A 25,744-nucleotide genomic window follows, 5' to 3' on the forward strand; every position below is an offset into this window, starting at 1 on the left:
TCGCCGAACGGGCTAGGGCCGGAAGTCGCCGCCCCCAGGACCTATTGGGACTTAATTGAGGACCGAGGTCACTAGAAGGACCGGCGAAGTTCTGGTGAACATGGGTGGCGTGAAGCGCCGCAGAAAGCCGCCCCTCGCCGCTGTCGTCGGCGGGGGGCTGACCGCCGTCGCGGGCTGGGATCTATGGCAGCGACGGCACACCATCCTCCGCAACTACCCGGTCATCGGGCACCTGCGGTTCCTGCTGGAGGCCGTCGGCCCGGAACTGCGCCAGTACATCGTCACCGACAACGACGCCGAGCGGCCCTTCAGCCGGGACCAGCGGCGCTGGGTGTACACGTCGTCGAAGCTGACCAACCGGTATTTCGGCTTCGGCACCGACAACGACCTGGAACGGGTGCACAACTACCCGGTGATCAAGCATGCGGCGTTCCCGGTGCCGGCGCCCGCGGGCGAACCGGAGCACCCGGACCCGGCGGTGCCGCTGCCGGCGGCGAAGGTGCTCGGCGGCGCACGCGGCCGCGCCAAGGCGTTCCGGCCGTCCTCGCTGGTCAACATCTCCGCGATGAGCTTCGGGTCGCTCAGCGGCGCCGCCGTCACCGCGCTCAACCGCGGCGCCGCGCTGGCCGGCGCCCTGCACACCACGGGCGAGGGCGGGGTCTCGCCGTACCACCTGCACGGCGGCGACCTGGTCTGGCAAATCGGCACCGGCTACTTCGGCTGCCGCAACGACGACGGCACGTTCAGCCTCCCGCAGCTGGTCGACCGGGTGGCGGCCACGCCGTCCATCCGGGCCATCGAGATCAAGCTCAGCCAGGGCGCCAAGCCCGGCCTGGGTGGCATGCTGCCCGGCGCCAAGGTGACCCCCGAGATCGCGGCCATCCGCGGCATCCCGGCCGGGGTGGACTGCAAGAGCCCGGCCGGCCACTCGGCGTTCCGCGACGTGGACGGGCTGCTGGACCTCGTGGAGACCATCGCGGCCGAGACCGGGCTGCCCGTCGGCATCAAGTCGGCGGTCGGGGAGGGCGCGTTCTGGTCCGAGCTGGCCGCGCGGATGGCCCGCACCGGCCGGGGCGTCGACTTCGTGACAGTCGACGGCGGAGAGGGCGGCACCGGCGCGGCGCCGCTGGTCTTCACCGACCACGTCGCCCTGCCCTTCAAGTGGGCGTTCCCCCGTGTCTACCGCACCTTCGCCGAGGCGGGCCTGCACCACGACGTGGTGTTCATCGGCTCGGCCAAGCTCGGCATCCCCGAGAACGCGCTGCTGGCGCTGGCCATGGGTTGCGACATGGTCAACGTCGCCCGGACGGCGATGTTCTCCATCGGCTGCATCCAGGCCCAGCGCTGCCACACGGGGCGCTGCCCATCCGGCGTCGCCACCCCGTCGGCGTGGCTGCAGCACGGCCTCGACCCGGCCCTGAAATCGGTGCGCTGCGCCAATTACCTGGCCACGCTGCGCTTCGAGCTGCTGTGCCTGGCCCGCGCCTGCGGCCACGTGCACCCGGCCCTGGTTCCGCTGAACGCCATCGAGCTGCTCGAGGTCGACCTGCAGACAGTCCCGGCCGACGAGCTGTTCGACTACAAGCCGGACTGGGGTGTCCCCGGGCCCGGCGACGTCGAGGCGATCACGGCGCTGATGGCCGCCGGTCGGCCCAGCGCAGGATGAGCTTGCGCACCTCGCTGACCCACAGCACACTGCTGGACACGGCGATGCACACCAGCCACTGCCTCGCCGACAGCGGCGTGGTGGTGAAGGCCGTGTTGAGGAACGGCACCTGAACCACGGCGACCTGCAGCAGTGCCGACACGGCGATGGCCGCCCACAGCCAGCCGTTGGCGAAGAAGCGGTGGAAGGCGCTCTGCGTCTCGCTGCGGGCATTGATCGTGTTGAACAGCTGGGTGATCACCAGCACGGTGAAGCCCGCGGTGCGGGCGGTGTCCAGCGATGACGGCAGCGGACCGCGGGGCGCGTAGAGCCAGATCGTGACGAGCGTCGCGGCGCCCACCGCCGCGCCGATCACCACGATGTTGTTCCACATTCGGCCGTCGATGACCCGATCGGACTTCGAGCGCGGCGGCCTGCTCATGACCTCCTCGGTCTGGGGATCCACGCCCATCGCCAAGGCCGGCGCGCCGTCGGTGAGCAGATTGATCCACAGGATCTGGGTGGCCAGCAGCGGCAGCGCGACGGTGCCGCCCTCTGACAGGCCGATCGCGCCGGCCAGCACGACGCCGAAGAAGACGGTGAAGATCTCGCCCATGTTCGACGACAGCAAGTAGCGCAGGGACTTCTTGATGTTCGCGAAGATGCCGCGGCCTTCCCGGATGGCCTCCACGATGGTCGCGAAGTTGTCGTCGGCGAGGATCATGTTCGCCGCCTCCCGGGCCACGTCGGTGCCGGTGCGCCCCATCGCGATGCCGATGTCGGCCCGCTTGAGTGCGGGCGCGTCGTTGATGCCCTCGCCGGTGACGGCGACCACCTGGTGGTCGGCCTGCAGCGCGTCGATGATGCGCAGCTTGTCGGCCGGGTCGACCTGGGTGTATTGCGAATGCCGGCGCACGGTCTCGCGCAGCTGGTCGTCGTCGAGGGCGGCGAGCTCGGCGCCGGACACCGCCGACTCCTGGTCTTCGATGCCGAGTTCGCGGGCGATGCGGGCCGCGGCGCGCGGATGGTCCCCGGTGATCATCACGACCCTGACCCCGGCGCGGTGCGCGTCGGCGATGGCCGCCGCGGCCTCGGGTCGCGGCGGGTCGGTGATCCCGACCATGCCGAGGTAGACCAGGTCGCCGTCGGCGCTGCGGCGCGCGACGGCGACGACGTTCAGGGCGTCGAGGGCCAGCCGCTCGGCGTCGCCGCGGACGGCCGCGCGCGCCGGCTCGTCGATCGGCGTCAACCGCTCACCGGCCTGCAGCCACGCGCAGCGGTCGAGCAGCGCGGTGGGGTCGCCCACCTCGCCGGCGACCCGGTCCACGGCCCCGCCGACTTTCTGACGGGCCGCCCGGAACGCCTCGTCGATCGGATCACCCCGGGCGGTGGGGTCGCGGGTGGCCTCGCCGGCGGCGAGCACCAGCGCGACCTGTCGTCCCAGCGCATCGTCGATCGCCTCGCCATTGATCGCAGCCTCGCCGCCGGGCGTCACGACGCGGACGATCGTCAGCTCGCCCGTCGTCAGGGTTCCCGTCTTGCCCGAGCAGACCACCGACGCCGACCCCAGCGTCTCGGCCGATGCGAGCTCCTTGACGATGGCGTGCCGGCCCGCCATCCGCCGCATCCCGAGTGCCAGCACGACCGACATGATGGCGGGCAGTCCCTCGGGCACGGCGGCCACGGCCAGCGAGACGCCGAGCAGCACGGCGGTCACGGCGTCGTGGGCGGTGTGGATGCCGAAGACAAACACGACGGTCGCGATGACCACGACGGCGATGACCAGCACAGCGATCCCCAGCACCCGGCTGGCGCGCGCCACCTCGCGCTGCAACGGCGTCGGCTCGTGGTCGACCGTGCGCACCAGCCCGGCGATCTGCCCGGTCTGCGTCTGCATCGCGGTGGCCGTCACCACCGCCCGCGCGTCGCCCTTGGTGACGGCCGTTCCCCTGAACACCATGTCGGCCCGGTCAGGCTCCGCCCCGGCGTGTTTGCGGACGGGTGCGCTGCGCCCGGTCAGCGCGGCCTCGGACACCTCCAGCCCCTCCGACGACAACAGGCGGGCGTCGGCGGCGACGGCGTCTCCCTCGCGCAGCAGCAGCACGTCGCCGGGCACCAGTTCGCGGGCGGGCAGCCGGGCCGCGACGCCGTCGCGGACCACGGTCGCCGTGGCCGCGGTCATCCGCGCCAGGGCATCGACCGCCCGCTCGGCGCGGGCCTCCTGGACGTAGCCGAGCACCGCGTTGAGGACCAGGATGACCCCAATCACCACGGCGTCGACCGGCCAGCCGGTGGCCCCCTCGGCCACCCACACCGCCAACGAGGCGACGAGCGCCGCGCCCAGCAGGTAGATCAGGGGACTGCGGAACTGGGCCAGGACCTTCCGCCACGCCGGTGCCGGCAGCACACCCTCGATCTCGTTGGGTCCGACCTCGAGGAGTCGCCGGGCGGCCTCCTGCGCAGTCAGCCCCGGCTCGGGGTTCACGTGGGCATGGGCGACGTGGGCTGCTCGCGCGACTCGATCATGCGGTTGCGGACGATGTGCTCGACGAGGATGGGAACGAAGGTCTGGACCGGGGCGTCGACGAACTGCCGGGCGGCCTCCTCGCACCAAGCCTTGATCTGGGCGGTCCGCTCCGCGTCGTCGAGCCCCTCGTGGCGCGCGAGCTTGTCCGCGACGTCGTCCACCGACCGCGACACCAATGCGCGGGCGGCCGGCGCGGCGTCCTCGGCCGGCTGTGCGCGCGCCTCATCGAGGGCCTGCCGGGCCACCTGCTCGCCGGCGTCGGGCCGGATGACGTGCAGCGACAGGTGGCGGCCGTCCTCGCCGATCAGGATGATGCTGGACGGTTCGTCGCTGGTGAAGCCCAGCAGCTCGATCTGGTGGCCGGCGACGTCGGCCAGTGGCGGCGTCTCCTGCCAGCCGTTGCGCCGATAGCCCACCATCACCACCCGCCCGAGTCGGTCCGCCACCGACGTCACCAGGTCCGGTAGCTCGTCGACCAGGTCCGCTGACCGCGGCCACCAGGCGCCGTCGATGTGCTCGGAGGCGGTCCGGAAGGGCTTGAGCTGCAATCGTTCTACGTGTTCCATGATGTCTTTCTGCTCGAAGGTGCGGGCGAAAGGGACGGTGCGGGCAAAGAAGACAAGAGGCGGCGCTGCCCCGTCTCGGCGGCACGGGCCAGCAGGCCGGGGGCGAGCGCGGACGCCGCGCTCCCGACCACCGCGGCCAGCAGCGCCTGGGCCCAGGCGTCCGGGCCGACCGGGGTGCACCCGAACACCTGGCTGAGCCCCGGGGTGCTGACCACCACGACGAGCGCGCCGAGGGACCCGACCGACGTCAACACCACCAGCGGTGCGCGCGAGTCCACCAGCGTTTGGGCGAGCTGCGTGCTGACCAGGGCGATCAGCGCGACGGTGGCCGCGCGGCGCGGGGTGCCGGTGAAGCTGGCCATGCCCCACCCCAGGGTGGCGCCCATGGTGGTGGCCGCGCCGCGGACCCCGATCGACCGCCACATCGCCGCCTCGTCGCGGTCGACGTCGGCGGTGCCGGTCTGCGGGCTGACGGCCAGCGCGGCGGCCGGCAGGGCGTCGGTCAGCATGTTGACCAGGAGCAGTTGGCGGGCATTGAGCACCGAGCGGCCGGTGAGGATCGTGGTCAACAGGGCGAAGCCCACCTCGCCGAGGTTGCCGCCGACCAGCATCGCCACCGCCGACTGCACCCGCCGCCACAGCTGCCGGCCCTCGTCGAGGGCGTCCAGCAGCGCCTCGATCCGCTCGTCGAGCAGCACGACATCGGCCGCGGTGCGCGCCGCGTCGCTGCCGCGCGCGGCCACCCCGATGCCGACGCTGGCGGCCCGGATCGCGGCGGCGTCGTTGACCCCGTCGCCGACCATCGCCGTCACCACCCCGGCCCGCTCCAGGGTCTGAACCACATCGATCTTGTGCTCGGGCGTCATGCGCGCGAACACCTGGCGCGACGCGGCCGTCGCGGCGCGCTGGTCGGCCGACATGGCCTCCCAGTCGCTGCCGATGACCACCTGATCGGTGGTGACGTCGATGCCCAGCTCGCGGGCGATCACGGCGGCGGTCGCCGGATGGTCGCCGGTGATCAGCCGGACGCCGATGCCGCGGCGGGCCAGCTCCGCGAGCAGCGCGGGGGCCGCCGGCCGCAGCGTGTCGGCCAGCCCGAGCAGGCCGACCGGGGTCAGGTTCGACGTGCACAGGTCTTCGAAGAGGTCGGGGTCCGCCGCCGCGGCCGCGGCCTGCTCGGCGGTCAGCTCGCGCTCGGCCACCGCGAGCACCCGCAGGCCGCCCGCCGCCATCTCGTCGATCTGCCCCTCCAGCGGCTCGTCGTCATGCAGGAGCGCGGACGCGAGCACCTCCGGTGAGCCCTTGATGGTCAGCCGGGTGCCGACCAGGGCGGCAGCGAACGGACGCCCGGACTGGAACGGCAGGAACGCGTCGCGCGTCGCCCGCGGCGAGGCCGGCGAGCCGTCGCCGCGCAGCGAGGGGTCGTCCGCGGCCTGGGTGATGGCGTCGTCGGTGGCGTGCTCCACGCGGTGGGTGTGCATGGCGTAGCTCGTGCTCACCGCCGCGTCCAGCACTTGCCCGGGGGTGTAGCCGTCGACCGGGCGCACCGACTTGACCTTGAGCCGGTTCGCGCTCAGCGTGCCGGTCTTGTCGAAGCAGACCACGTTCAGCCGGGCCAGCGCCTCGATGGAGTGGGCATTGCGGATCAGCACCGATTCGCCGGTGAGCCGGCGCGCGGCGGCCTGCTGGGCCAGCGTGGCCACCAGCGGCAGCCCCTCGGGAATGGCGGCGACGACGAGCGTGACGGCGCCGCCGACGGCCTCCCGCAGCGGGGTGCCCCGCGCCACGCTGAGCGCGCCCACCAGGCCCCCGCTGGCCACGCTGAACGGCAACGCCCGCCGGGTGATCCGCTGCAGCTGCCGCTGCAGGCCGATCTCCTGCAGTTTGCGCGGGGCCATCGCCAGGGCGCGGCGCATCTCGGAGCGCGACCCGACGGCGGTCACCACGGCCACCCCGGTGCCGGCCACCACGGTGGTCCCGGCGTAGAGCATGCAGGTCCGCTCGGCCAGCGGCGCGCCGGGCGTCGGCTCGGTCTGCTTGGCCACCGGCAGCGACTCGCCGGTGAGGGTGGCCTCGTCGACCTCGACGTTCAGCGCGTGCATCAGCCGGGCGTCGGCGGGGATCACCTCGTCGGCGCGGACCTCGATGACGTCGCCGGGGCGCAGCCGCGTCGCCGCGATCTTCTCGGCGCGCCGTCCGTCCGCCGAGCCGAGGCGGCGTCGCGCGGGCGGTTCCTGCACGGCGAGCAGGCGGTTGAGGATCCGCTCGGCGTGCAGCTGCTGCTCGGACGACATCGCCGCGTTGATCAGGAGCACGCTGCCGACGAGCACCGCGTCCAGTGGCGAACCCAGCAGCGCGCTGGCCAGCGCACCGGTGGCCAGCAGCGGGGTGATCGGGTCGGCCAGGTTGTCGCGCATCTCGCCGGCGAAATCGCGGAACAGCCTCCACGACGTCGCGGTCGCGCCGCGCAGCGCGCGGGCCGGGGTCGACTGCTGCCACCCCGCGGGCGGCTCCGTCGGGTGTTGTCCGGGTGGCCGGGGGAGCAGGCGCCGCACCTCCGCGACCGGCAGGCCGTGCCAGTCGTGGGTGGTTTCGGGCTCCGGCAACCGGTCGCGGAAGACCTTCGCGCCCGCCCGGTAGCCGAACCACAGGCTGGCCGCCATGCCCGCGTTGGTCGACGTCGAGCTGCGGCCGGGCACTCCCGGGATCAGCATCAGCGCGCCGATCACCGACGCCGACGCCGCCAGCCGGATCGCGCTGTCGGTGGCGGCACGCGCGGCGGGCAGCGCGTGCAGCACGCGCCAGGCGCCGGTCAGGTCCGACACCAGCATGTCGGCGCCCCACGGGGGCGGGTTGCCGTCGCGCAGCACCCCGATCGTGACGTCGGACCGATGCGGGGCCCGCATCTCCGACGTGGTCAGCAATGCCACGGTCGCCCCGCCCGCCTTGAGCTCGGCGACGGCCGCGGCCACGGCGTGGTCGATCGACCCGTTCGACGGGTACAGCTGGTCGAAACCCTGTGCGAGGGAGCGCAATCCGTCGTCGTCGAGGGAATAGATACGCGGTTGCGCCTGCCGCGCCTCGGTCAGCACCGCCGCGGCGTAGGGGTCGCGCACCGGGCTGATCAGCGCCTCGCCGACGTCGCCGGCGCCGGGAATGTCGGCCAGCTGGTGCCAGCCCGGGGACAGCCCGACGCTGTCGAGCGCGTCACGGACCGCCGCCCAGGCCCGGGCGCGTTCCGAATTGTCCACTCCGAGAACGCGGCTCACCATCAGGTCGGCGGTGTACAGCGCCCGGGGGTCGATCATCACCGCGTCGATCCGGTCCAGGGCGCGCAGGGTGCGGGGCCGCAACACCAGGGCGTCATGGCGGGCGGTCAGGCCGCGGCTCATCGCGCACCCGAACGCCTCGCGGACGGTGCGCAGCGGCTTGGGGACGGCGGCCAGCGCGGCCGCCCCGGCGACGTCGGGGTTGCGGGAGAGCAGCCCGACCGCCGCGGCGGCGGCGGCACCGGCCACGCCTGCCCGGTCGGCGTAGCGTTCCGCGCGGCCGTCGGGCACGGCCGCCGCGCGGCGGGGCGTGAGGGCCGCGTCGTCGGGCATCGGCAGGGCGCCGAGCCCGGGTTCCCGCCGTGACCACGTCACCCGGCCGTTCCAGGCCTCGGCCGCCAGCATGGCGCGGGTCGCGGCCTCCGCGGCCGCCGCCGTCGGCGACAGCGTCAGCGCCGCCGTCGCGGCGTTGACGAAGCCGAACAACATGTCGGCGCCCTCCGGGCCCAGGCGCCGGTCCAGCTCGCGGCGCAGCCGCGGCACGTGGTCGGCCAGCGTCGTGGGCACCGCCACCAGGTCTGGCAGCCGGGGCAGGCGCAGCAGGCTGCCGGTCAGCGAAAGGCCAAGGCCCACAGCGGCGGCCGTGGCCGCGGCCATCCGGCCCATCAGCAGCGCGTCGTCCCCGGGCAGGCTGGCCGGCGGCGTCCTGGCGGGGCCGGTGCGGCCGCGCCGCTCGGCGTCGCCGACGATTCGGCACAGCTCGGCCGTCGACGGCCCGTCTTCCGTTTCGAGGGTGACGACGAGCCGCGACAGGGTGGGGTTCAGGTAGGCCTGACTTACGCCGGGAGTGGCGCGGGCGGCCGCCAGCACGTCGGCGGCGATGGCGGAAGCCTGCCCGCCGTCCAGGCCGCGCACCTCGATCCAGTGCCGCGCGCCGTTACTGCTGGTACGCCGTGCCGGCGGGCCGCCTATCGCCTCGAGCGCCATGCCCGCCGCCGCCCGGGTCATTGCCGGGACGTCGGGCGTCGCCCGCGCGAGGGACCGGCCGCCCAGCAGGGTGGCGCTGCCCGCCGTCCCAGCCACGACGGCACCGGCGGTGACCGCCAGCCGCGTGCCCGCCGCCGCGACGCGGAACGGCGTGGTGATCAATCTATTCACGGTTCAGTACATCCGGTCAGTGAATGTTCGGCAAACCGTTCGACATAGGGGCAGATTAACCCCCAGGGCAGGCTCTTGCAGGGGTCGTTGCGGCCCCATTCGGATGCCTTTTGTCACTTGTGGGAGACGTCGAAAGCTCTAGGCTTTGAGCGATGCGAACCGCATACCGCAAGCAGATGATCGAGCTGGCCGGGCAACTCGGTCAGATGTGTGGACTGGCCGGTGTGGCGATGCAGCGGGCCACGCAGGCCCTGCTGGAGGCCGACCTCGTCGCCGCGGAGGGCGTGATCCGCGACCATGAGCGGATCGTCGCGATGCGCGCGCACGCCGAGAAGGTCGCGTTCGACCTGCTGGCGCTGCAGCAGCCGGTGGCCGGGGACCTGCGGGCCATCTTCAGCGGCATCCAGATCATCGCGGACACCGAGCGGATGGGCGCGCTGGCCGTGCACATCGCCGAGATCGCCCGGCGTGAATACCCCAAACACGTTCTGCCGCAAGAGGTGCGCGGGTGCTTCGCCGACATGGCCACGGTTGCCATCGCCATGGGGCAGAGCGCGAAGCAGGTGCTCAACACCCGCGACCCACAGGAGGCGGCCCGGCTGCACGAGCAGGACGACGCGATGGACCGGCTCTACCGCCACCTGTTCGACCTGCTGATGGACGACGACTGGAACCACGGCATCTCCGTGGCCGTCGAAACCGCGTTGCTGGGCCGGTTTTACGAGCGCTTCGCCGATCATGCGGTGGAGGTAGGGCGGCGCGTCGTCTTCGCGGTCACCGGTACGCTGCCCGCCGGGGACCAGATCTCCACCTACTAAAAGGACAGCGGGTAGTGCCGAAAATAGAGGGTCGCGTGTGGCGTTTCGGTAAGCCACAGGAAGACTTCGTATTCGACGACGTGTCGGACTATCTGGACCGCGAGGACGCCCTGGTCTGGGTCGATCTCTGCAGCCCCGACCACGACACGCTGTGCGGGCTGGCCGAAGAGCTGCGCCTGAACCACTGGGCGGTCGAGGATGCCGTCGCCGCGGCCGAGCGGGTCAAGGCCACCGCGTACTCGACCCACACCTTCTTCACCGTCTACGCCGTCGACGTCACCCCCGAAGGGGCGGACGACGCGCCGCGGATGTTGTCGATGCGCCGGGTGTCGGCCTTCGTCCTGCCCCGCGGCCTGATCACGGTGCGCCTCACGCCCGACTTCGACATGGCGCAGGTCAACCGCCGATGGGAGGAGATCGGCGCCCAGCAGTACGGGGTCGGCGCGTTGGTGCACGGCCTGCTGGACGTCGTGGTCGACAGCCATTTCGCGGCCGTCGAGGCGCTGGACGACTGCGTGGAGGCGATCGAGGACGAGCTCTTCGACGGCAGTTCGCCCCGGGGTACCTTCCAGCGCAGGACCTTTCGGATGCGCCGGGACCTGGTCAACCTGCGGCGAGTGGCGCTGCCGATGCGGGAGGTGGTCAACTCGATTCAGCACCACCGCCTCGAGGTCGCGGCGCCTCGGGAGCTCGACCCGCTCTACGCGGACCTGTATGACCACGTGCTGCGCGTGTCGGAGTGGACGGAGTCGTTGCGCGACATGATCACAACGATCTTCGAGACGAACCTGTCCCTGCAGGACGCGCGGCTGAACACCGTCATGAAGAAGCTCACCGGGTGGGCGGCGATCATCGCCGTGCCGACGGCGATCACCGGGTTCTACGGCCAGAACGTCCCGTACCCGGGGTTCGGGACCGTCTCCGGCTTCGCGGCCAGCACCACCGTGATCCTCGTCTTCATGGCGGTCCTGTACGTGATGTTCCGACGGCGCGACTGGCTATGACCGAGATCGGGGTCATAGAGCCCACTTTGGACACCAGGCGGGTCGCCGCGGCCGGCCTCGACGAGGTTTTGCGGCAGCTGGACAGCTCGGCCGCCGGCCTGTCCAGCGGCGAGGCGGCCGCCCGAATTGCCCGCTATGGCCCGAACGCCGTACGGACCCATCACGTCAACGCGCTCGCCGTGCTGGGCCGCCAGCTGCGCAGCGCGGTGTTGATCCTGCTGGCCGGCACCGCGGTGGTCTCCTACTTCCTGGGTGACAGCATGCAGGCTGTCATCATCGGCGTGATCCTCGCGGCCAGCATCGGTCTCGGCTTCGTCAACGAATATCGCGCCGAGCGGGCCGCCGCCGCCCTGCACGCCGGGGTGCACCACAACACGTTGGTGCGCCGCGACGGGAACTTCGTCGCACTCGATGTCACCGCGCTGGTGCCCGGCGACATCGTCCGGCTGGCGCTGGGCGAGGCGGTGCCCGCCGACGTCCGGCTGATCGAGGCCAGCGGTCTGGAATGCAACGAAAGCATCCTGACCGGCGAATCGACCGGCTCGGAGAAGTCGCCGCATCCGGTGCCCGAGGGGACCGAGCTCGCCGAGGCGTCGGACCTGGCGTTCATGGGCACCATCGTCAGCGCCGGCGAGGGCACCGGCGTGGTATACGCCACCGGTAAGAACGCCGAATTCGGGCGCATCGCAGCCGGTCTGGACGAGCGGGCCCCCGAGACCGGCTTCCAGGTCGGGCTGCGCCGGTTCTCCTACCTGCTGCTGCAGGTCGCGGTCGCGCTGATGGTGGTGATCCTGCTCAGCAACCTGCTGCTGTCCAAGCCGATCATCGATTCGGTGCTGTTCTCGCTGGCGATCGCGGTCGGCATCACCCCGCAGCTGCTGCCCGCCGTCGTCAGCACCAGCCTGGCGACCGGCTCGCGTCAGCTGGCCAAGGCCAAGGTGCTGGTGAAGCGGTTGGTCTGCATCGAGGACCTCGGCGACATCGACATCCTGATCACCGACAAGACCGGCACCCTGACCGAAGGCCGGATCCGGCTGGTCGACACGATCGACGCCGCCGGGGAGCACAGCGAATCGGTCCGCCGGCTCGGCCTGCTGGCCACCGATGTCGACCCGGAAGCCGGTGGCGGCAGCGGCAATCCGCTCGACGCCGCGCTGTGGGAGTCTCCGCGGCCGCGGGAACTGGTGGGCGACGTGCGACGGGTGGCGGTGCTGCCGTTCGACCACGAACGCCGCGCGACATCGGTGCTGGTCGACGACGACGGCGGCCGGGTGCTCGTCGTCAAGGGCGCCCCCGAGCAGGTGCTGGCCCAGTGCCGGGCCACCGCGCCGGCCGCCCACGACACCCTCGAGGGCCTGTTCGCCTCGGGGCGCCGGGTGGTGGCCGTGGCGACCAGAGCGGCCCCGGACCTGACGACCATCACCGCGGCCGACGAATGCGACCTGTCGCTGGCCGGGTTCCTGGTGTTCGCCGACGAGCCGAAGGTGGCGGCCCGGCAGTCCCTGGCCGACCTGGCGCAGCTGGGCATCGAGCTGAAGATCGCCACCGGCGACAATCCGCGGGTCGCCGAGAAGGTGTGCGCCGACCTCGGTTTGGCGTCCAAGGGCACCGCCACCGGCGCCGAGCTCGACGGGCTCGACGATGACCAGTTCGCCGGTGCCGCGCAGGGCCACACAATTTTCGCCCGCATCACGCCCGAGCAGAAGGCGCGGCTCATCACCGTGCTGCGGCGCACCGGCCGCTCGGTCGGCTTCCTCGGCGACGGCGTCAACGACGCGCTCGCCCTGCACGCCGCCGACGTGGGAATCTCGGTGGACAGCGCCACCGACGTCGCCAAGGACGCCGCCGACGTGGTGCTGCTGGAGAAGGACCTGGGGGTGCTGGCCACCGGGGTGGCCGAGGGCCGGCGAATCTTCGCCAACACGATCAAGTACGTGCTCATGGGGACGTCGAGCAATTTCGGCAATATGTTCAGCGCCGCCGCCGCCTCGGCGCTGCTGCCGTTCCTGCCGATGCTGCCCAGCCAGATCCTGCTCAACAACCTGCTCTACGACAGCTCGCAGCTGGCGATCCCGACCGACCGGGTCGACGAGGAGCAACTGCACGCGCCGTCGCATTGGAACGTTGCCTTCATCCGGCGGTTCATGCTGATCTTCGGCCCGATCAGCTCGCTGTTCGACTTCCTGACCTTCGGGTTGATGTTGGGTGTGCTGCACGCCAGCGCCATCGAGTTCCGCACCGGCTGGTTCGTGGAATCGCTTGCGACGCAGACGCTCATCATCTTCGCCATCCGCACCCGCAAGGTGCCGTTCTTCCGCAGCCGGCCGAGCGGGCTGCTGACCGCGACCACGTTGACGGTCGTCGCCGCCGGGGTCGTGCTGACGATCTCGCCGCTGGCCCGGCCGCTGGGCTTCCAGCCGCTGCCGTGGCAATTCTTCGCTGTACTGGGCGCCTTCGTGGTCAGCTACCTGGTATTGGTCGAACTCGCCAAGCTGATGTTCTACGCGGAGCCGATGCACCCCGTCGCGCCCCCGCAGCGGGTCCGCGGACAGGCTCATCACATCCGACGGCGCGCCGCGCGGTTCCACTATGTCAACGGTATGTCGCCGCCGCGGCGGCCCGTACGGAAGTAGGGTGCCCGTCATGAGCGAAGAACACGCGCTGGTCATCGTCGCCGGATACCAGGACATCGACTCGGCCCGCCGGGACTTCGAAACCCTCACCGAGGGAACGAAACACAAGCGGGTTGCGCTGCGGGGCGCCGTGCTGGTCGGGAAGGATTCCGACGGCAACGCGGTCCTGTTGGACACCGGCAACCGCCTGGGCCGGCGGGGCGCGGCGTGGGGTGCCGGGGCGGGCCTGGCCGTCGGGCTGTTCTCCCCGGCGCTGCTGGCCTCCGCGGCCGTGGGGGCCGCCGCCGGGGCGCTGGCCGGGACGTTCGCCCACCACCGGATCACCAGCGGGCTGGGCGACAAGATCGGGCAGGCGCTGGCCGCGGGCAGCGCCGTCGTCATCGCCGTGGTGCCGTCCGAAGGCAGGCTCGCGACCGAGCAGGCGCTGGTCGGCTCACCCATGAAATCCGTTGCCGAGCTGAGCCGTTCGACGCTGCGGAGCCTGGGTGCCGCGCTGGAGGAGGCGATGGGCAAGTTCAACCCGGACCGCACCAAACTGCCGCTCCCGCAACGTGCCTTCGGCGGCACGGTCGGCCGCACCATGGGCGAGTCGGTGGGCGACTGGACGATCGTGCCGGGCCCCAAGGCGCCCGACGGCGCGCCGAACGTGCTGATCGTGCTGATCGACGACGCCGGGTTCGGTGGCCCGGACACCTTCGGCGGCGGCATCCACACCCCGACGCTGAGCCGCGTGGCGCAAAACGGGCTGACCTACAACAGGTTTCACGTGACCGCGGTGTGCTCTCCCACCCGCGCCGCACTGCTGACCGGACGCAATCATCACCGGGTGGGCTTCGGATCGGTCTGCGAGTTTCCGGGCCCGTTCCCCGGCTATTCCACGGTCCGGCCGCGCAGCTGCGCGTCGCTGCCGCGAATCCTGCGCGACAACGGTTACGTCACGGGCGGTTTCGGCAAGTGGCACCTCACGCCGGACAACGTGCAGGGCGCGGCCGGCCCGTTCGACAACTGGCCGGTGGGCTGGGGGTTCGACCACTTCTGGGGCTTTCTGTCCGGCGCCGCGGGCCAATACGACCCGCTGATCACCCAGGACAACTCCGTCATCGGCGTTCCGCAGGGTCGGGACGGTAAGCCCTATTACTTTCCCGACGACCTCACCGACAAGGCCGTCGAGTGGCTGCATGCCGTGCGGGCCCAGGACGCGCAGAAGCCGTGGCTGATGTACTACGCGACCGGGGCCACCCACGCGCCGCACCACGTGTTCACCCAGTGGGCCGACAAGTACCGCGGCCAGTTCGACGAGGGCTGGGACACCTACCGCCGCGAGACCTTCGAACGGCAGAAGGAGCTGGGCATCATCCCGCCCGACACCGCACTCACCGAGCGGCCCGACCTGTTCCCGGCCTGGGAGGGCCTGTCGGACAACGAGAAGAAGCTCTACGCCCGGCAGATGGAGGTGTTCGCCGGGTTCTCGGAGAACGCGGACTACAACGTCGGCCGGCTGCTGGACGCCGTCGAGGACCTCGGCGAGCTGGACAACACGCTGGTCTTCTACATCTGGGGTGACAACGGCGCCAGCATGGAGGGCACCATCACCGGCTCGTTCAACGAGATGACGTTCCTCAACGGCCTGCTACTCGACGCCGACCACCAGCTCGAGCTCATCGAGCAGTACGGCGGCGTGGAGGCGCTGGGCGACGAGCTCACCGCGCCGCACTTCGCGTCGGCGTGGGCCCATGCCAGCAACACGCCGTTCCAGTGGGGCAAGCAGATGGCCAGCCACCTGGGCGGTACACGCGATCCGATGGTGGTCGCCTGGCCGAGCCGGATCCCCGCGGACGCGGCGATCCGCTCGCAGTTCGCCCACTGCATCGACATCGCCCCAACGGTGTTGGAGGCCATCGGGTTACCGGAGCCCACCCATGTCGACGGGGTCGAGCAGGAACCCATGGACGGCACCAGCTTCCTGCACACCTTCGGCGACCCGGCGGCCGGGGAGCGCCACACGGTGCAGTACTTCGAGAACTTCGGCAGCCGCGCCATCTACAAGGACGGGTGGTGGGCCTGCACCCGCCTGGACAAGGCGCCGTGGGACCTGTCCCCGCAGACGCTGGCGCGCTTCGCGCCCGGCAAGTACAACCCGGACGACGACGTGTGGGAGCTGTACTACCTGCCCGACGACTTCTCGCAGGCCAACGACCTGGCGGCGCAACACCCCGACAAGGTCGCCGAACTCACCCGACTGTGGTGGCAGGAGGCCGAACGCAACCGGGTGCTGCCGCTGCTCGGCGGCATCGCGGTGATGTTCGGCGAGCTGCCGCCGCTGCCCACCACCACGCGGTTCACGTTCAAGGGCGACGTGCAGAACATCCAACGCGGCATGGTGCCCCGCATCTTCGGCCGGTCGTACGCGATCGAGGCGCGCCTGCACGTTCCGGACGGCGGTGCGCAGGGCGTGATCGTCGCCGACGGCGACTTCATCGGCGGGTTTGCCCTCTGGATCGACGAGACGCAGCGGCTGCACCACACCTATTCGTACCTCGGAGTGGACACCTACCGGCAGGTCTCCGTCGAGCCGATCCCCTCGGGCGACGTGACGGTGCGGATGCTGTTTGAAATCGACCGGCCCGTCGCCGGCTCCGGCGGGCGAGTGACGTTGTGGGCCAACGAAACCCTGATCGGTGAGGGGGAGATGGCGAACACCGTGCCGCTGGCGTTCACCTCCTACGCCGGAATGGACGTCAGCCGCGACAACGGGCTGGTGGTCGACCGCGACTACGAGGACAAGGCGCCCCACGCGTTCACCGGGACCGTCAAGGAGGTGGTGTTCGACCTCAAGCCCGTCCCCGAGGAGGCCGAGAAGGCGCTGCACGAGCACGCGTCGGTCCAGGCCGTTGGGCACGGCGCGGCCGGCTGAAAGCGCGGAGCAGGTCTACTGAACCGGAGTCGACGCCGGGCCGGCGAGTCCCTGGCGGATTCCTTCGTTCACCCGGTCGGTCGGCACCGGGCTGTTCGCCGGCGCCACGTCATGGCAGCCGCAACTGAGCACACCGAAGACGCTCGGATCGGCGCTCGCCGGTCCCGCCACCCCCAGACCAACCCCGAAAAGCACAGCGCCGCACACTAAAAATCTCGTAATCACTCACAGTCTCCGTCGTAGCGATGCATCAAATTCTACTGACGGGCGTGTTTCCGACAGGGGGTGCGAGCGTTGCGTTTGCGTTAAGACGCGTACCGCGGGCAGTACGCCCGGATGCTGGCGCCGACGAAGAAACCGGCGTGATAGCCGTCGAGGTCGCTGTTGCTCTGCACGGTCGAGGCGACCTGGGCCGGCGACTTACCGTTGTCGAGTTCGTCACAGACTTCGTGGGCGGCGACGAGCGCCTTCTCCGATGATCCGAACTTGATGCCCTTGGCCTTCAGGGCGGAAAGGAACGCGTCGTCGGTGGCGTCGGCGTGGGCGGTCGCTTCCAGCGGGCCGAACAAACCGATCACCAGCAGCAGGCCGGAGCCCACCCGGAACAGGGGGTCGAACAATCTCCTGCGCGTCATGACAGAAACTCCCCTGTGAAGTTTTCCGGTCGTGGCCGGGTGAGTGCGAACTAGTTGCACTTTACGTCCGCGCGGCGGGCGTGATCGCCGTATTTGGCATCACCGCGAACGAAAGCGCGGACCCCCCGGGCCGATCGTCGTCACGACGGGATGTCGGCGTATTGCGGGCAGTACGCGCGTTCGGCGATGGCGACGAAGTATCCGGCGTGGTCGCCGTCGATCCCGCTGCTGTTCATCACGTCGGTTGCGATCTGCTCCTGCGTCTTGCCCATGTCGAGCTGGTGGCACACCAGGTGACCGGCCGAGACTGCGGCCTGCTTGGACTCGTGCTCGATGCCGTCGTTCTTGAGCGCCGCGATGAAGGCGTCATCGGTCCCGTCGGCGTGCGCGGACGGGGCCGCCGCGAGCGGGCCGAGCAGCGCCGCCGCCGTCAGGGCGCCGGCACCCAGCATCGACAGCAGTATGGGCTTGCGGATGCGGTTGCTGGTCATAGTGATACCCCGTCGATATTGGAAAGTGATTAGTTGACTACATCAAGTGTTGCGCCGAAGGTTGCTGGAAGGTTACGGAGCGGTGGGCGGTAATGGTCGCCGACGTTGCGAACGTCCTAACTTTCATCTAGGTTCCGCGCCGGCCGGCGACCCTTCATCTGCGCGTCCTCGTCGATTCACCGGCAAGATCGGTAACTTGTCGGCATGCCGTACGCCCGCTGGTTATGCCTCGCCGTCATGGCGGCATGCGTAACCGGCTGCGGCATGCGTGACGTCTCCGCGGCCAGCGCCAGGGACCTGCCCGGCACGTTGCGGTCCGGCGGGATGGACCGGACGTACACGCTGCACGTGCCGCCCGGCGACCCCGTCGCGCTGGTGCTGAACCTGCACGGCGGCGGCGGAACCGGGATCGGACAGCGGGGCCTGACCGACTTCGACGCCGTCGCCGACACCCACGGCCTGCTGGTGGCCTACCCCGACGGATACGAGAAGAGCTGGGCCGACGGACGGGGGGCGTCGCCGGCCGACCGCCGCCACGTCGACGACGTCGGGTTCCTGGTCGCGCTGGCCGGCAAGCTGCAGAACGACTACGGCATCGCGCCCGGGCATGTGTTCGTCACCGGAATGTCCAACGGGGCCTTCATGTCCAACAAGTTGGCCTGCGACCGCGCCGACGTCTTCGCCGCCGCCGCGCCGGTGGCGGGCACGCTCGGCGCCGGGGTGGCCTGTAATCCCGCGCGGCCCGTGTCCGTGCTGGCCGCCCACGGGACTGCCGATCCGCTGGTTCCGTTCAACGGCGGGGAGGTGCACGGCCGCGGCGGTCTGAGCCACGCCATCTCGGCGAACAGCATGGTGGACAGGTGGCGCGCGGCCGACGGCTGCCAGGGCGATCCGTCGGCTCAGGACCTGCCCGGCGTCGGGGACGGCACCGTCGTTCACCGCTTCGGTTCCGCCGGGTGCGCGGGGTCCACCGAGGTGGTGTTTTACCAGATCGACAGCGGCGGCCACACCTGGCCGGGAGGCAAGCAGTACCTGCCCCGGGCGGTCATCGGGCCCACCACCCGCGCGCTCGACGCCTCGGAGGTCATCGCCCAGTTCTTCCTGGCACACGCCAGAAACTAGCCGGGATCGCTCGGCATGCCCGGCCGCCGACGTCTTGTTACCATGCCTCATGGCCGCGAGTAAGTCGGTAGTGAGTTGAGGCTCAATCGATTTGGCGCTGCCCTGACCGTTCTGTCCGCTGCGGTGACGGTGTCGGCGTGCGGTGACAACAACGCGGGCGGTGGGCACGCGTCGACGGCCACGCCGGCGAAGGTGGTCTGCGGCGGCATCCCGACGCCCAAGGCCAGCGGATCCACGGCGCAGGCGAACGCGATGACCCGGTTCGTCAAGGCCTTCGAGCAGGCCTGCCCCGGCCAGTCCCTGAACTACACGCCCAATGGATCCGGCGCGGGCATCAGCGAATTCGTGGGCAATCAAACCGATTTCGCCGGCTCCGACTCGCCGCTGAGCAGGGACGAGTACGCCCGAGCGCAGCAGCGGTGCGGCTCGCCGGTGTGGAACCTGCCGGTGGTGTTCGGACCCATTGCCATCGCCTACCATGTCACCGGCGTGACGTCGCTGGCGCTCGACGGCCCGACCGCCGCGAGAATCTTCAACGGCGGCATCAGCACGTGGAACGATGCGGCGATCCAGGCGCTGAACCCCGGTGTCCCCCTACCCGCGGAGCCCATCCGGGTGATCTTCCGCAGCGACGACTCCGGCACGACGGACAACTTCCAGAAATACCTCGATACCGCGTCCAACGGCGCGTGGGGCAAGGGTGCCGGCAAGAAGTTCAACGGCGGGGTCGGGGAGGGCGCCAAAGGCAACGACGGCGCCGCCGCGGCCGCCAAGGGCATCGAAGGGTCGATCACCTACAACGAGTGGTCGTTCGCGCAGGCGCAACACCTGGACATGGCCAAGGTGATCACGTCGGCGGGGCCCGACCCGGTGGCGATCACCACGGACTCGGTGGGCAAGACGATCTCGTCCGCCTGGTTCATCCGCGACGGCAACGACCTGGCGCTGGACACCATCTCCTTCTACCGGCCGAACCAGCCCGGCGCGTACCCGGTGGTGCTGGCGACGTACGAGATCGTGTGCTCGAAGTACCCCGACCCGCAGATCGGCACCGCCGTCAAGGCGTTCCTGCAGAGCACGATCGGCGCCGGCCAGGACGGTTTGGCCGACAACGGCTACGTCCCCATCCCGCAGGAGTTCAAGCCGCGCCTGGCCACCGCGGTGAACGCGATCGCCTGACCGCCGCGATCAGCGATACCTGGGGCAGAAGGCGGACACGCTTGCGCCGACGAAGAACCCGGCGCGGTAACCGTCCAGGTTGCTGTTGGTCATCACCTCGGACGCGACGTCGGACTTCTGCCGGCCGAGGTCGAGCTCGTCGCACACCTCGTGGCCGGCGACGATCGCGGCCTGCGGCGACGCGAAGTTGATGCCCTTGGCCTTCACGGCGGCGAGGAAAGCGTTGTCGATTGTGTCGGCGCCGGCGGTCGTGGCCGCCACGGCCGCGACGCCCGGCAGCGCGACGGCCAGGGCAAGGCCGGCCAGTCGGCTCCTGAGCGAGCGCGCGTGGCAGGTCGACATCGCTGAAACCTCCCGCTAGCAGTCCTGGCGGCACGCCAAGCCGCTGACCCTGCGATCATCGCATGTCCCGCTGGCAGGAGGCGCACCAATAGGTCACCCGCTCGCCGGTCCCGTCGTAGCCGACGGGGGTGCCGCAGCGGCGGCACGGCTGCCCCGCGCGCCCGTAGACCCACAGTTGCCGGCCCGCCCGGGTGTCCCCGGTGGTGCACCGATTCCAGCGGAAACGGTTGAGCCACAGCATTTCCCGGGCGCGTGAGACGAGACGGCGCGGGTCGGCGACCGCGCTGACCGGTGCGGTGGGCGCGAGTCCGCTGACGAAGCACAGTTCGTTGGAATAGACATTCCCCACACCGGCCAGCACCCGCTGGTCCAGCAGCGCCTCGGCGAGCGGCCGGTCCGGCCGGGCCATGAGGTTCGCGGCGGCGCGGGCGGGGTCCCAGTCCGCACCCAACAGGTCGGGCCCGAGGTGGGCGACCGCCTCATCGTCGCGGTCGCGGTCGAGGATCTCCAGCACCCCCAGGTCGACACCGACGGCGCGGACGGCGCCGGCTTCCAGGACGATCCGTGCGCGGTGATCGACCCGCACCGGCCGGTCGGCGACCCGCCAGCTGCCGTCCATCTTCAGGTGCGAGTGGATGCTGGCCGGACCGACCCGGATGAAGAGGTGCTTGCCCCGGCTGAGCACCTCGTCGACCGACTCGCCGGTGAGGTCGACGGTCGCGTACCGCGGCACCCGCACGTCGCAGCGCGTCAGTGTGCGCCCGACCAGCCGCTCGCGCAGGACGGCGGCGGTGTGCCAGACGGTGTCACCCTCGGGCATGGTCGCCCGTCACCGGAGCCTCATCCCGCGCGGGGTCCGGGCGAACCCGGCCTCCGACAGCGCGTCGACGACCGGGCCCGGGCCGCCGTCGCCCGGTTGCAGGGCCGGCGCCCCGTCGACGCGCTCCACGAGCAGGGAGGCGACGCGCCGCGCGGCGACCAGGTCGGCGAGCGCCGTGGCCGCGGCCCGGTGGGCGGCGGGATCGTCGGTGAAGGTCAGCAGCGACCGCCCGCCGCGCTCGAGGAACCAGCCCAGGCCGCCGTCGACGAGCACGACCATCGCCCCGGCTTTGCGGCCCGGCCGCGCGCCTTCGCTCGCGGACGGCCACGGCAGCGCGGCGCCGTAGGGGTTGGCGGGGTCGGCGGCGGCGAGCGCGACCGCCCGGTATTCCGGTCGCTCCGGGTCGACCCCGTCGGAGAAGGCACGCAGCCGGTCGACGGTGGACGCGACGGCGAACTGCGCCCCGCCCAGCGACTCGACGAAGTATCCGCGCTGGCACCGGCCGGCGTCCTCGAACGAGCTCAGCACCTTGTACAGGGTCGCGAACCCGCCGGCGACGTTCTCGGCGCCCACCGCGCCCCGGGTGACCACGCCGTGCCGGCCCAGCAACAGCTCGGCCTGGTAGTGGGCGCGCAGCGTCGAGTCGGGTTCCGGGGCGGGCAGGGCCGACCAGCGGCCCGCGACGGTCGGGTCGGCGGCGCGGTGCTGGGCGTGCGCGACGCTGTAGCGGCTCAGCCGCGGCGGGCGCTGCGCCCGGTGGGCCGGGGCGGAGCGCTTGCGGGCGCCCGTTCCACTCAGCAGGGCGCGCACCGGGGCGAAGGTGTCGCCGGTGACCCGGCCGGCCCAGATCAGCTCCCAGAGCGCGGCCTTGAGTTCGGCCGATCCGGCCTGACCCTGCTCGAGCTGCCGGAAGAAGTACGCGCCGCCTCCGGCCAGCGTGTCCAGGATCGCGCGGTGGGCGTCGGTGAGGTCGATCTCGGCCGGCGCGCCGAGCGTCAGCGGCGCCGAATCGCTGGGGTGCAGCGCCACCCAGCCGTCGCTGCCGGAGATCGAGCCGCAACCCGACCAGGTGACCTCGCCGGTCGCCAGCAGCTCGTCGAGCATCGCCGGGGTGTAGTCGCGCACCCGCGGCGCCAGCACCAGCGGCTCGAGCGCCGACGCCGGGATCCGGGCGCCGGCCAGCTGGTCGATCACCGAGGCCAGGCCCTCGACCCCCGAGTGCCCGGCCTCGCCTGGCGTGGCCCCGACGCGATGCCAGGCCGGCAGGAAACGCCCGTAGGCGGCGGTGCTGACGGGCTCCACCTGGGCCCGCAGTGCCGCCAGCGAGCGGCGCCGCAGAATCCGCAGCACCTCGACGTCGCACCACTGCTCGCCCCCGGCGCCGACCGCGGGAGCCGCGACGAAATCGCCGCGAACCAAACGGCCGTCGGCGGCCAGCCGGCCCAACACGTCGGCCGTCACCCGAAGCCCGAGGCCGAACCGGCCGGCGGCCTCCGCCGTGGTGAAAGGCGTGCGCGTGCGCGCGTAGCGGCTCAGCAGCTCGCCGAGCGGGTCGGCCACCTCCTGGGTGAACGTCGCCGGCACGCCCAGCGGGACGGGCGCCCCGACGCCGTCGCGCAGCCGGCCGATGTCCTCGATGGCCACCCACCAGCTACGCCCGGCGAACGACACCGTCAGCGCCCGCCGGGCGGCGCGCAGACCCTCCAGCCAGCCGGCAACGTTTTTTCCGTCGGCGACGTCAGCGCGGGCGGCCACCTCCTCCTCGGTCAGCGGTCCGAGCAGCCGCAGCAGGTCGGCCACCGCCTCGGCGTCGCGGGCGGCCCGGTCCTCGGAAAGGTGCTGCAGCTGCCGCCCGGTCGCGGCGATCACCTCGGGATCCAGGAGCTCCCGCAGCTCGACCCGCCCCAGCAGCTCGGCGAGCAGCGAGCTGTCGAGCGAGAGCGCCGCGGCCCGGCGCTCGGCCAGCGGCGAGTCGCCCTCGTACATGAATGCGCCGACATAGCCGAACAGCAGCGACGCCGCGAACGGCGACGGTCGGGCCGTCTCGGTTTCCAGCACCCGAATCCGGCGCTGCGCGACGCCGGCCATCAGCTCCACCAGGGCCGGAACGTCGTAGACGTCCTGCAGGCATTCCCGGACGGTCTCCAGCACCACCGGGAAGTCGGGATACTTGCGCGCGACCTCCAGCAGCTGGGCCGCGCGCTGGCGCTGTTGCCACAGCGGCGACCGGCGGCCGGGGTGCCGGCGCGGCAGCAGCAGGGCTCGGGCAGCGCACTCGCGGAAGCGCGACGCGAACAGCGCCGAACCGCCCACCTCGGCGGTGACGAGCGGGTCCATCTCGTCGGCGTCGAAGACGAAGAGTTCGGCGCCCGGTGGGGCGTCCGTGCCGGCGTCGGAGAAAGTGTCGGGCAGCCGCACGACGATGCCGTCGTCGGAGGCTGTCGGCTTCTCGTCGATGCCGTAGCGCTCGCGCAGCCGCCGGCCGACCGCCAGGGCGAGCGGCCCGTGCACGCGCAACCCGTACGGCGAGTGCAGGATCACCCGCCAGTCGCCCAGCTCGTCGCGGAACCGCTCCACCAACAGGGTGGTGTCGGTGGGGACCACCCCGGCCGCGGTGCGCTGCTCGTCGAGCAGGCGCCACAGGTTGTCGGTCGCGTACGCGTCGAAGCCCAACTCCGCGCAACGACGGTCGAAGGCGTCGCGGCCCAGGCCCGCCAGCTCACCGGTGAACGCGCCCAGGGCCGCGCCCAGCTCGGCCGGGCGGCCGGCGTCGTCGCCGCGCCAGAACGGCAACCGGGCGGGCTGACCGGGCGCGGGGATCACCAGCACCCGGTCGTGGGTGATCTCGGTGATCCGCCAGCTGGTCGCCCCCAGCGAGATGACGTCACCGGGCCGGGACTCGTAGACCATCTCCTCGTCGAGCTCGCCCACCCGCGACGGCTTCTCGGAGTCGGTGGCGAGGTAGACGGTGAACATCCCGCGGTCGGGGATGGCCCCGCCGGAGGTGACCGCCAGGCGTTGGGCGCCGGGCCGTGCGGTCAGGGTGCCCGTGTCGCGGTCGTAGACCAGCCGGGGGCGCAGCTCGGCGAAGTCGGTGGAGGGGTACTTGCCGCTCAGCAGGTCCAGGGTGGCTTCGTACACGCTGCGCGGCAGCGTGGCGAACGGGGCGCTCCGGCGCACGGTGTCGAACCACCGGTCGGCGTCCAGCGGTTCGAGGGCTGCCGCCGCGACGGTGTGCTGGGCGAGGATGTCGAGCGGGTTGGCGGGAACCCGCATCGTCTCGATCTGGCCGGCCAACATCCGCTGCACGGTCACCGCGCACCCGATCAGGTCGGTGCGGTGCTTGGGGAACAGTATCCCGCGGGAGACCTCGCCGACCTGATGGCCGGCCCGACCGATGCGCTGCAGGCCGCTGGCCACCGACGGCGGCGCCTCCACCTGGATCACCAGGTCGACCGCCCCCATGTCGATGCCCAACTCCAGGCTGGACGTGGCCACCACCGCCTTGAGCAGCCCGCGCTTGAGGTCGTCTTCCACCAGCGCGCGCTGCTCCTTGCTGACCGATCCGTGGTGGGCGCGCGCCAGGATCGGCTCGGCGCCGTAGGTCTGCCCGCTGCCCATGATGTGGGCCGGCGCGCCGCCGGCCACCTTTGGATTGGTGGGCTCGGCCCCGGGGCCGAGCCCGTTGCGCTCGGCGTGGATCTCGTTGAGGCGGGCGGTGAGCCGCTCGGCCAGCCGGCGCGAATTGGCGAACACGATGGTCGAGTTGTGCGCCTCGATCAGGTCCACCAGGCGCGCCTCGACGTCGGGCCAGATGCTGTTGTCGGCCAGGTTGGCCATGTCGGGCACCGGCACCTGGACACTGAGGTCGACGGTCTTGGCGGAGGCGGGAGCGACGATGGTCGTGGGTTGCTGGCCGGACAGGAACCGGGCCAGCTCCTCGGGCGGACGGACGGTCGCCGACAGCCCGATGCGCTGGGCGGGCCGCGCCTGCGCCATTGTGTGGCGCAGCTCGTCGAGCCGCTCGAGGGAGAGGGCCAGGTGGGCGCCCCGCTTGCCGCCGGCGATGGCGTGGATCTCGTCGACGATCACCGTCTGCACGCCGGCCAGGGTTTCGCGCGCGGCGGAGGTGAGCATCAAGAACAGCGACTCCGGCGTGGTGATGAGCACGTCGGGCGGACGGGCGATGAGCTGGCGGCGCTCGGCGGGCGGGGTGTCCCCGGAGCGCACCCCGACGCTGATGGCGGGCGGCCGCACACCTCGGTGCTCGGCGATCCGGGTGAGGCCGGCCAGCGGGGTGCGCAGGTTGCGTTCGACGTCGACGGCCAGTGCCTTGAGCGGGGACACGTAGAGGACGCGGGTGCCGGCCGGCCGGTCGGGCGCGGCGGCGAGGCTGTCGAGCGCCCACAGGAACGCCGCCAGCGTCTTGCCCGATCCGGTCGGCGCGATGACGAGGGTGTTGTCGCCGTCGGCGATGGCCTTCCAGGCCTGCGCCTGTGCGGTGGTCGGCTGGGTGAAGGTGCTGGCGAACCACTCCCGCGTGACCGCGCTGAACCGGCCCAGCGGGTCGGTCGGCGCGGGATCACTGTGAGCGCTCACCCCACCATGGTGCCAAGGGGCG

At 71.6% G+C, this 25,744-nt stretch carries 15 protein-coding genes; 7 read left to right on the forward strand and 8 right to left on the reverse strand.

The window, feature by feature from the left end; all coding sequences use genetic code 11:
- The first annotated feature begins 100 nt into the window (after nucleotides 1–100).
- The gene (locus tag G6N56_RS23580) at nucleotides 101–1,666 is read left to right on the forward strand and encodes an FMN-binding glutamate synthase family protein (RefSeq protein WP_085255963.1); all 1,566 of its coding nucleotides are present in this window, start codon (nucleotides 101–103) and stop codon (nucleotides 1,664–1,666) included.
- On the opposite strand, the gene G6N56_RS23585 is transcribed toward G6N56_RS23580, so the two are convergent.
- From G6N56_RS23585 to G6N56_RS23595, 3 genes are read right to left on the reverse strand one after another with little or no spacing between them, the layout of a single operon-like run.
- Nucleotides 1,626–4,130: a cation-translocating P-type ATPase gene (locus G6N56_RS23585; RefSeq protein ID WP_085255925.1), complete on the reverse strand. Its 2,505-nt coding sequence runs from the start codon at nucleotides 4,128–4,130 to the stop codon at nucleotides 1,626–1,628. The two genes, G6N56_RS23580 and G6N56_RS23585, sit on opposite strands and share 41 nt — an antisense overlap.
- Nucleotides 4,127–4,738: a DUF5994 family protein gene (locus G6N56_RS23590; protein WP_085255926.1), complete on the reverse strand. Its 612-nt coding sequence runs from the start codon at nucleotides 4,736–4,738 to the stop codon at nucleotides 4,127–4,129. The genes G6N56_RS23585 and G6N56_RS23590 overlap by 4 nt, the downstream gene beginning before the upstream one ends.
- Entirely contained in the window at nucleotides 4,726–9,165 is a 4,440-nt protein-coding gene (locus tag G6N56_RS23595; RefSeq protein ID WP_408632649.1) for a cation-translocating P-type ATPase, read from the reverse strand. The genes G6N56_RS23590 and G6N56_RS23595 overlap by 13 nt, the downstream gene beginning before the upstream one ends.
- 152 nt (nucleotides 9,166–9,317) lie before the next feature.
- Here G6N56_RS23595 and phoU point away from each other — a divergent pair, with 152 nt between their 5' ends.
- Genes phoU through G6N56_RS23615 form a run of 4 tightly spaced genes read left to right on the forward strand, consistent with a single transcriptional unit; the run spans nucleotide 9,318 to nucleotide 16,534 of the window.
- Nucleotides 9,318–9,983 (forward strand): phosphate signaling complex protein PhoU, encoded by a 666-nt coding sequence (phoU, locus tag G6N56_RS23600; protein WP_085255927.1) that lies wholly within the window; start codon nucleotides 9,318–9,320, stop codon nucleotides 9,981–9,983.
- Nucleotides 9,984–9,997: 14 nt separating this feature from the next.
- A complete protein-coding gene (locus G6N56_RS23605) occupies nucleotides 9,998–10,987 on the forward strand; it encodes a magnesium transporter CorA family protein (RefSeq protein ID WP_085255928.1) in 990 nt (329 codons plus the stop codon).
- A complete protein-coding gene (mgtA, locus tag G6N56_RS23610) occupies nucleotides 10,984–13,620 on the forward strand; it encodes a magnesium-translocating P-type ATPase (RefSeq protein ID WP_085255929.1) in 2,637 nt (878 codons plus the stop codon). The genes G6N56_RS23605 and mgtA overlap by 4 nt, the downstream gene beginning before the upstream one ends.
- A gap of 10 nt (nucleotides 13,621–13,630) precedes the next feature.
- Entirely contained in the window at nucleotides 13,631–16,534 is a 2,904-nt protein-coding gene (locus G6N56_RS23615) for an arylsulfatase (protein WP_085255965.1), read from the forward strand.
- 305 nt (nucleotides 16,535–16,839) lie between these two features.
- Here G6N56_RS23615 and G6N56_RS23620 read toward each other — a convergent pair whose 3' ends face one another.
- Nucleotides 16,840–17,169 carry a DUF732 domain-containing protein gene (locus G6N56_RS23620; protein WP_085255931.1) on the reverse strand — a complete coding sequence of 110 codons (330 nt, stop codon included), beginning with the start codon at nucleotides 17,167–17,169 and terminating at the stop codon, nucleotides 16,840–16,842.
- A 140-nt stretch (nucleotides 17,170–17,309) separates the two neighbouring features.
- Entirely contained in the window at nucleotides 17,310–17,660 is a 351-nt protein-coding gene (locus G6N56_RS23625) for a DUF732 domain-containing protein (protein WP_085255932.1), read from the reverse strand.
- A gap of 204 nt (nucleotides 17,661–17,864) precedes the next feature.
- On the opposite strand from G6N56_RS23625, the gene G6N56_RS23630 reads away from it, so the two are divergent.
- Together G6N56_RS23630 and pstS are read left to right on the forward strand one after the other, a co-directional pair.
- Nucleotides 17,865–18,782 (forward strand): extracellular catalytic domain type 1 short-chain-length polyhydroxyalkanoate depolymerase, encoded by a 918-nt coding sequence (locus tag G6N56_RS23630; protein WP_085255933.1) that lies wholly within the window; start codon nucleotides 17,865–17,867, stop codon nucleotides 18,780–18,782.
- A gap of 75 nt (nucleotides 18,783–18,857) precedes the next feature.
- Nucleotides 18,858–19,961 (forward strand): phosphate ABC transporter substrate-binding protein PstS, encoded by a 1,104-nt coding sequence (pstS, locus tag G6N56_RS23635; protein WP_085255934.1) that lies wholly within the window; start codon nucleotides 18,858–18,860, stop codon nucleotides 19,959–19,961.
- A gap of 9 nt (nucleotides 19,962–19,970) precedes the next feature.
- Here pstS and G6N56_RS23640 read toward each other — a convergent pair whose 3' ends face one another.
- The 3 genes from G6N56_RS23640 to G6N56_RS23650 are packed head-to-tail and all read right to left on the reverse strand — an operon-like array spanning nucleotide 19,971 to nucleotide 25,722.
- Nucleotides 19,971–20,303, reverse strand: coding sequence for a DUF732 domain-containing protein (locus G6N56_RS23640; RefSeq protein ID WP_085255935.1), 333 nt, complete (start codon nucleotides 20,301–20,303; stop codon nucleotides 19,971–19,973).
- A 55-nt stretch (nucleotides 20,304–20,358) separates the two neighbouring features.
- Nucleotides 20,359–21,123, reverse strand: a complete 765-nt coding sequence (nei2, locus tag G6N56_RS23645) for an endonuclease VIII Nei2 (protein WP_085255936.1) — start codon at nucleotides 21,121–21,123, stop codon at nucleotides 20,359–20,361.
- Nucleotides 21,124–21,132: 9 nt separating this feature from the next.
- Nucleotides 21,133–25,722 carry an ATP-dependent helicase gene (locus tag G6N56_RS23650; protein WP_085255937.1) on the reverse strand — a complete coding sequence of 1,530 codons (4,590 nt, stop codon included), beginning with the start codon at nucleotides 25,720–25,722 and terminating at the stop codon, nucleotides 21,133–21,135.
- Nucleotides 25,723–25,744: the final 22 nt, after the last annotated feature.

Source organism: Mycobacterium saskatchewanense (assembly GCF_010729105.1).
Lineage (GTDB): Bacteria > Actinomycetota > Actinomycetes > Mycobacteriales > Mycobacteriaceae > Mycobacterium > Mycobacterium saskatchewanense.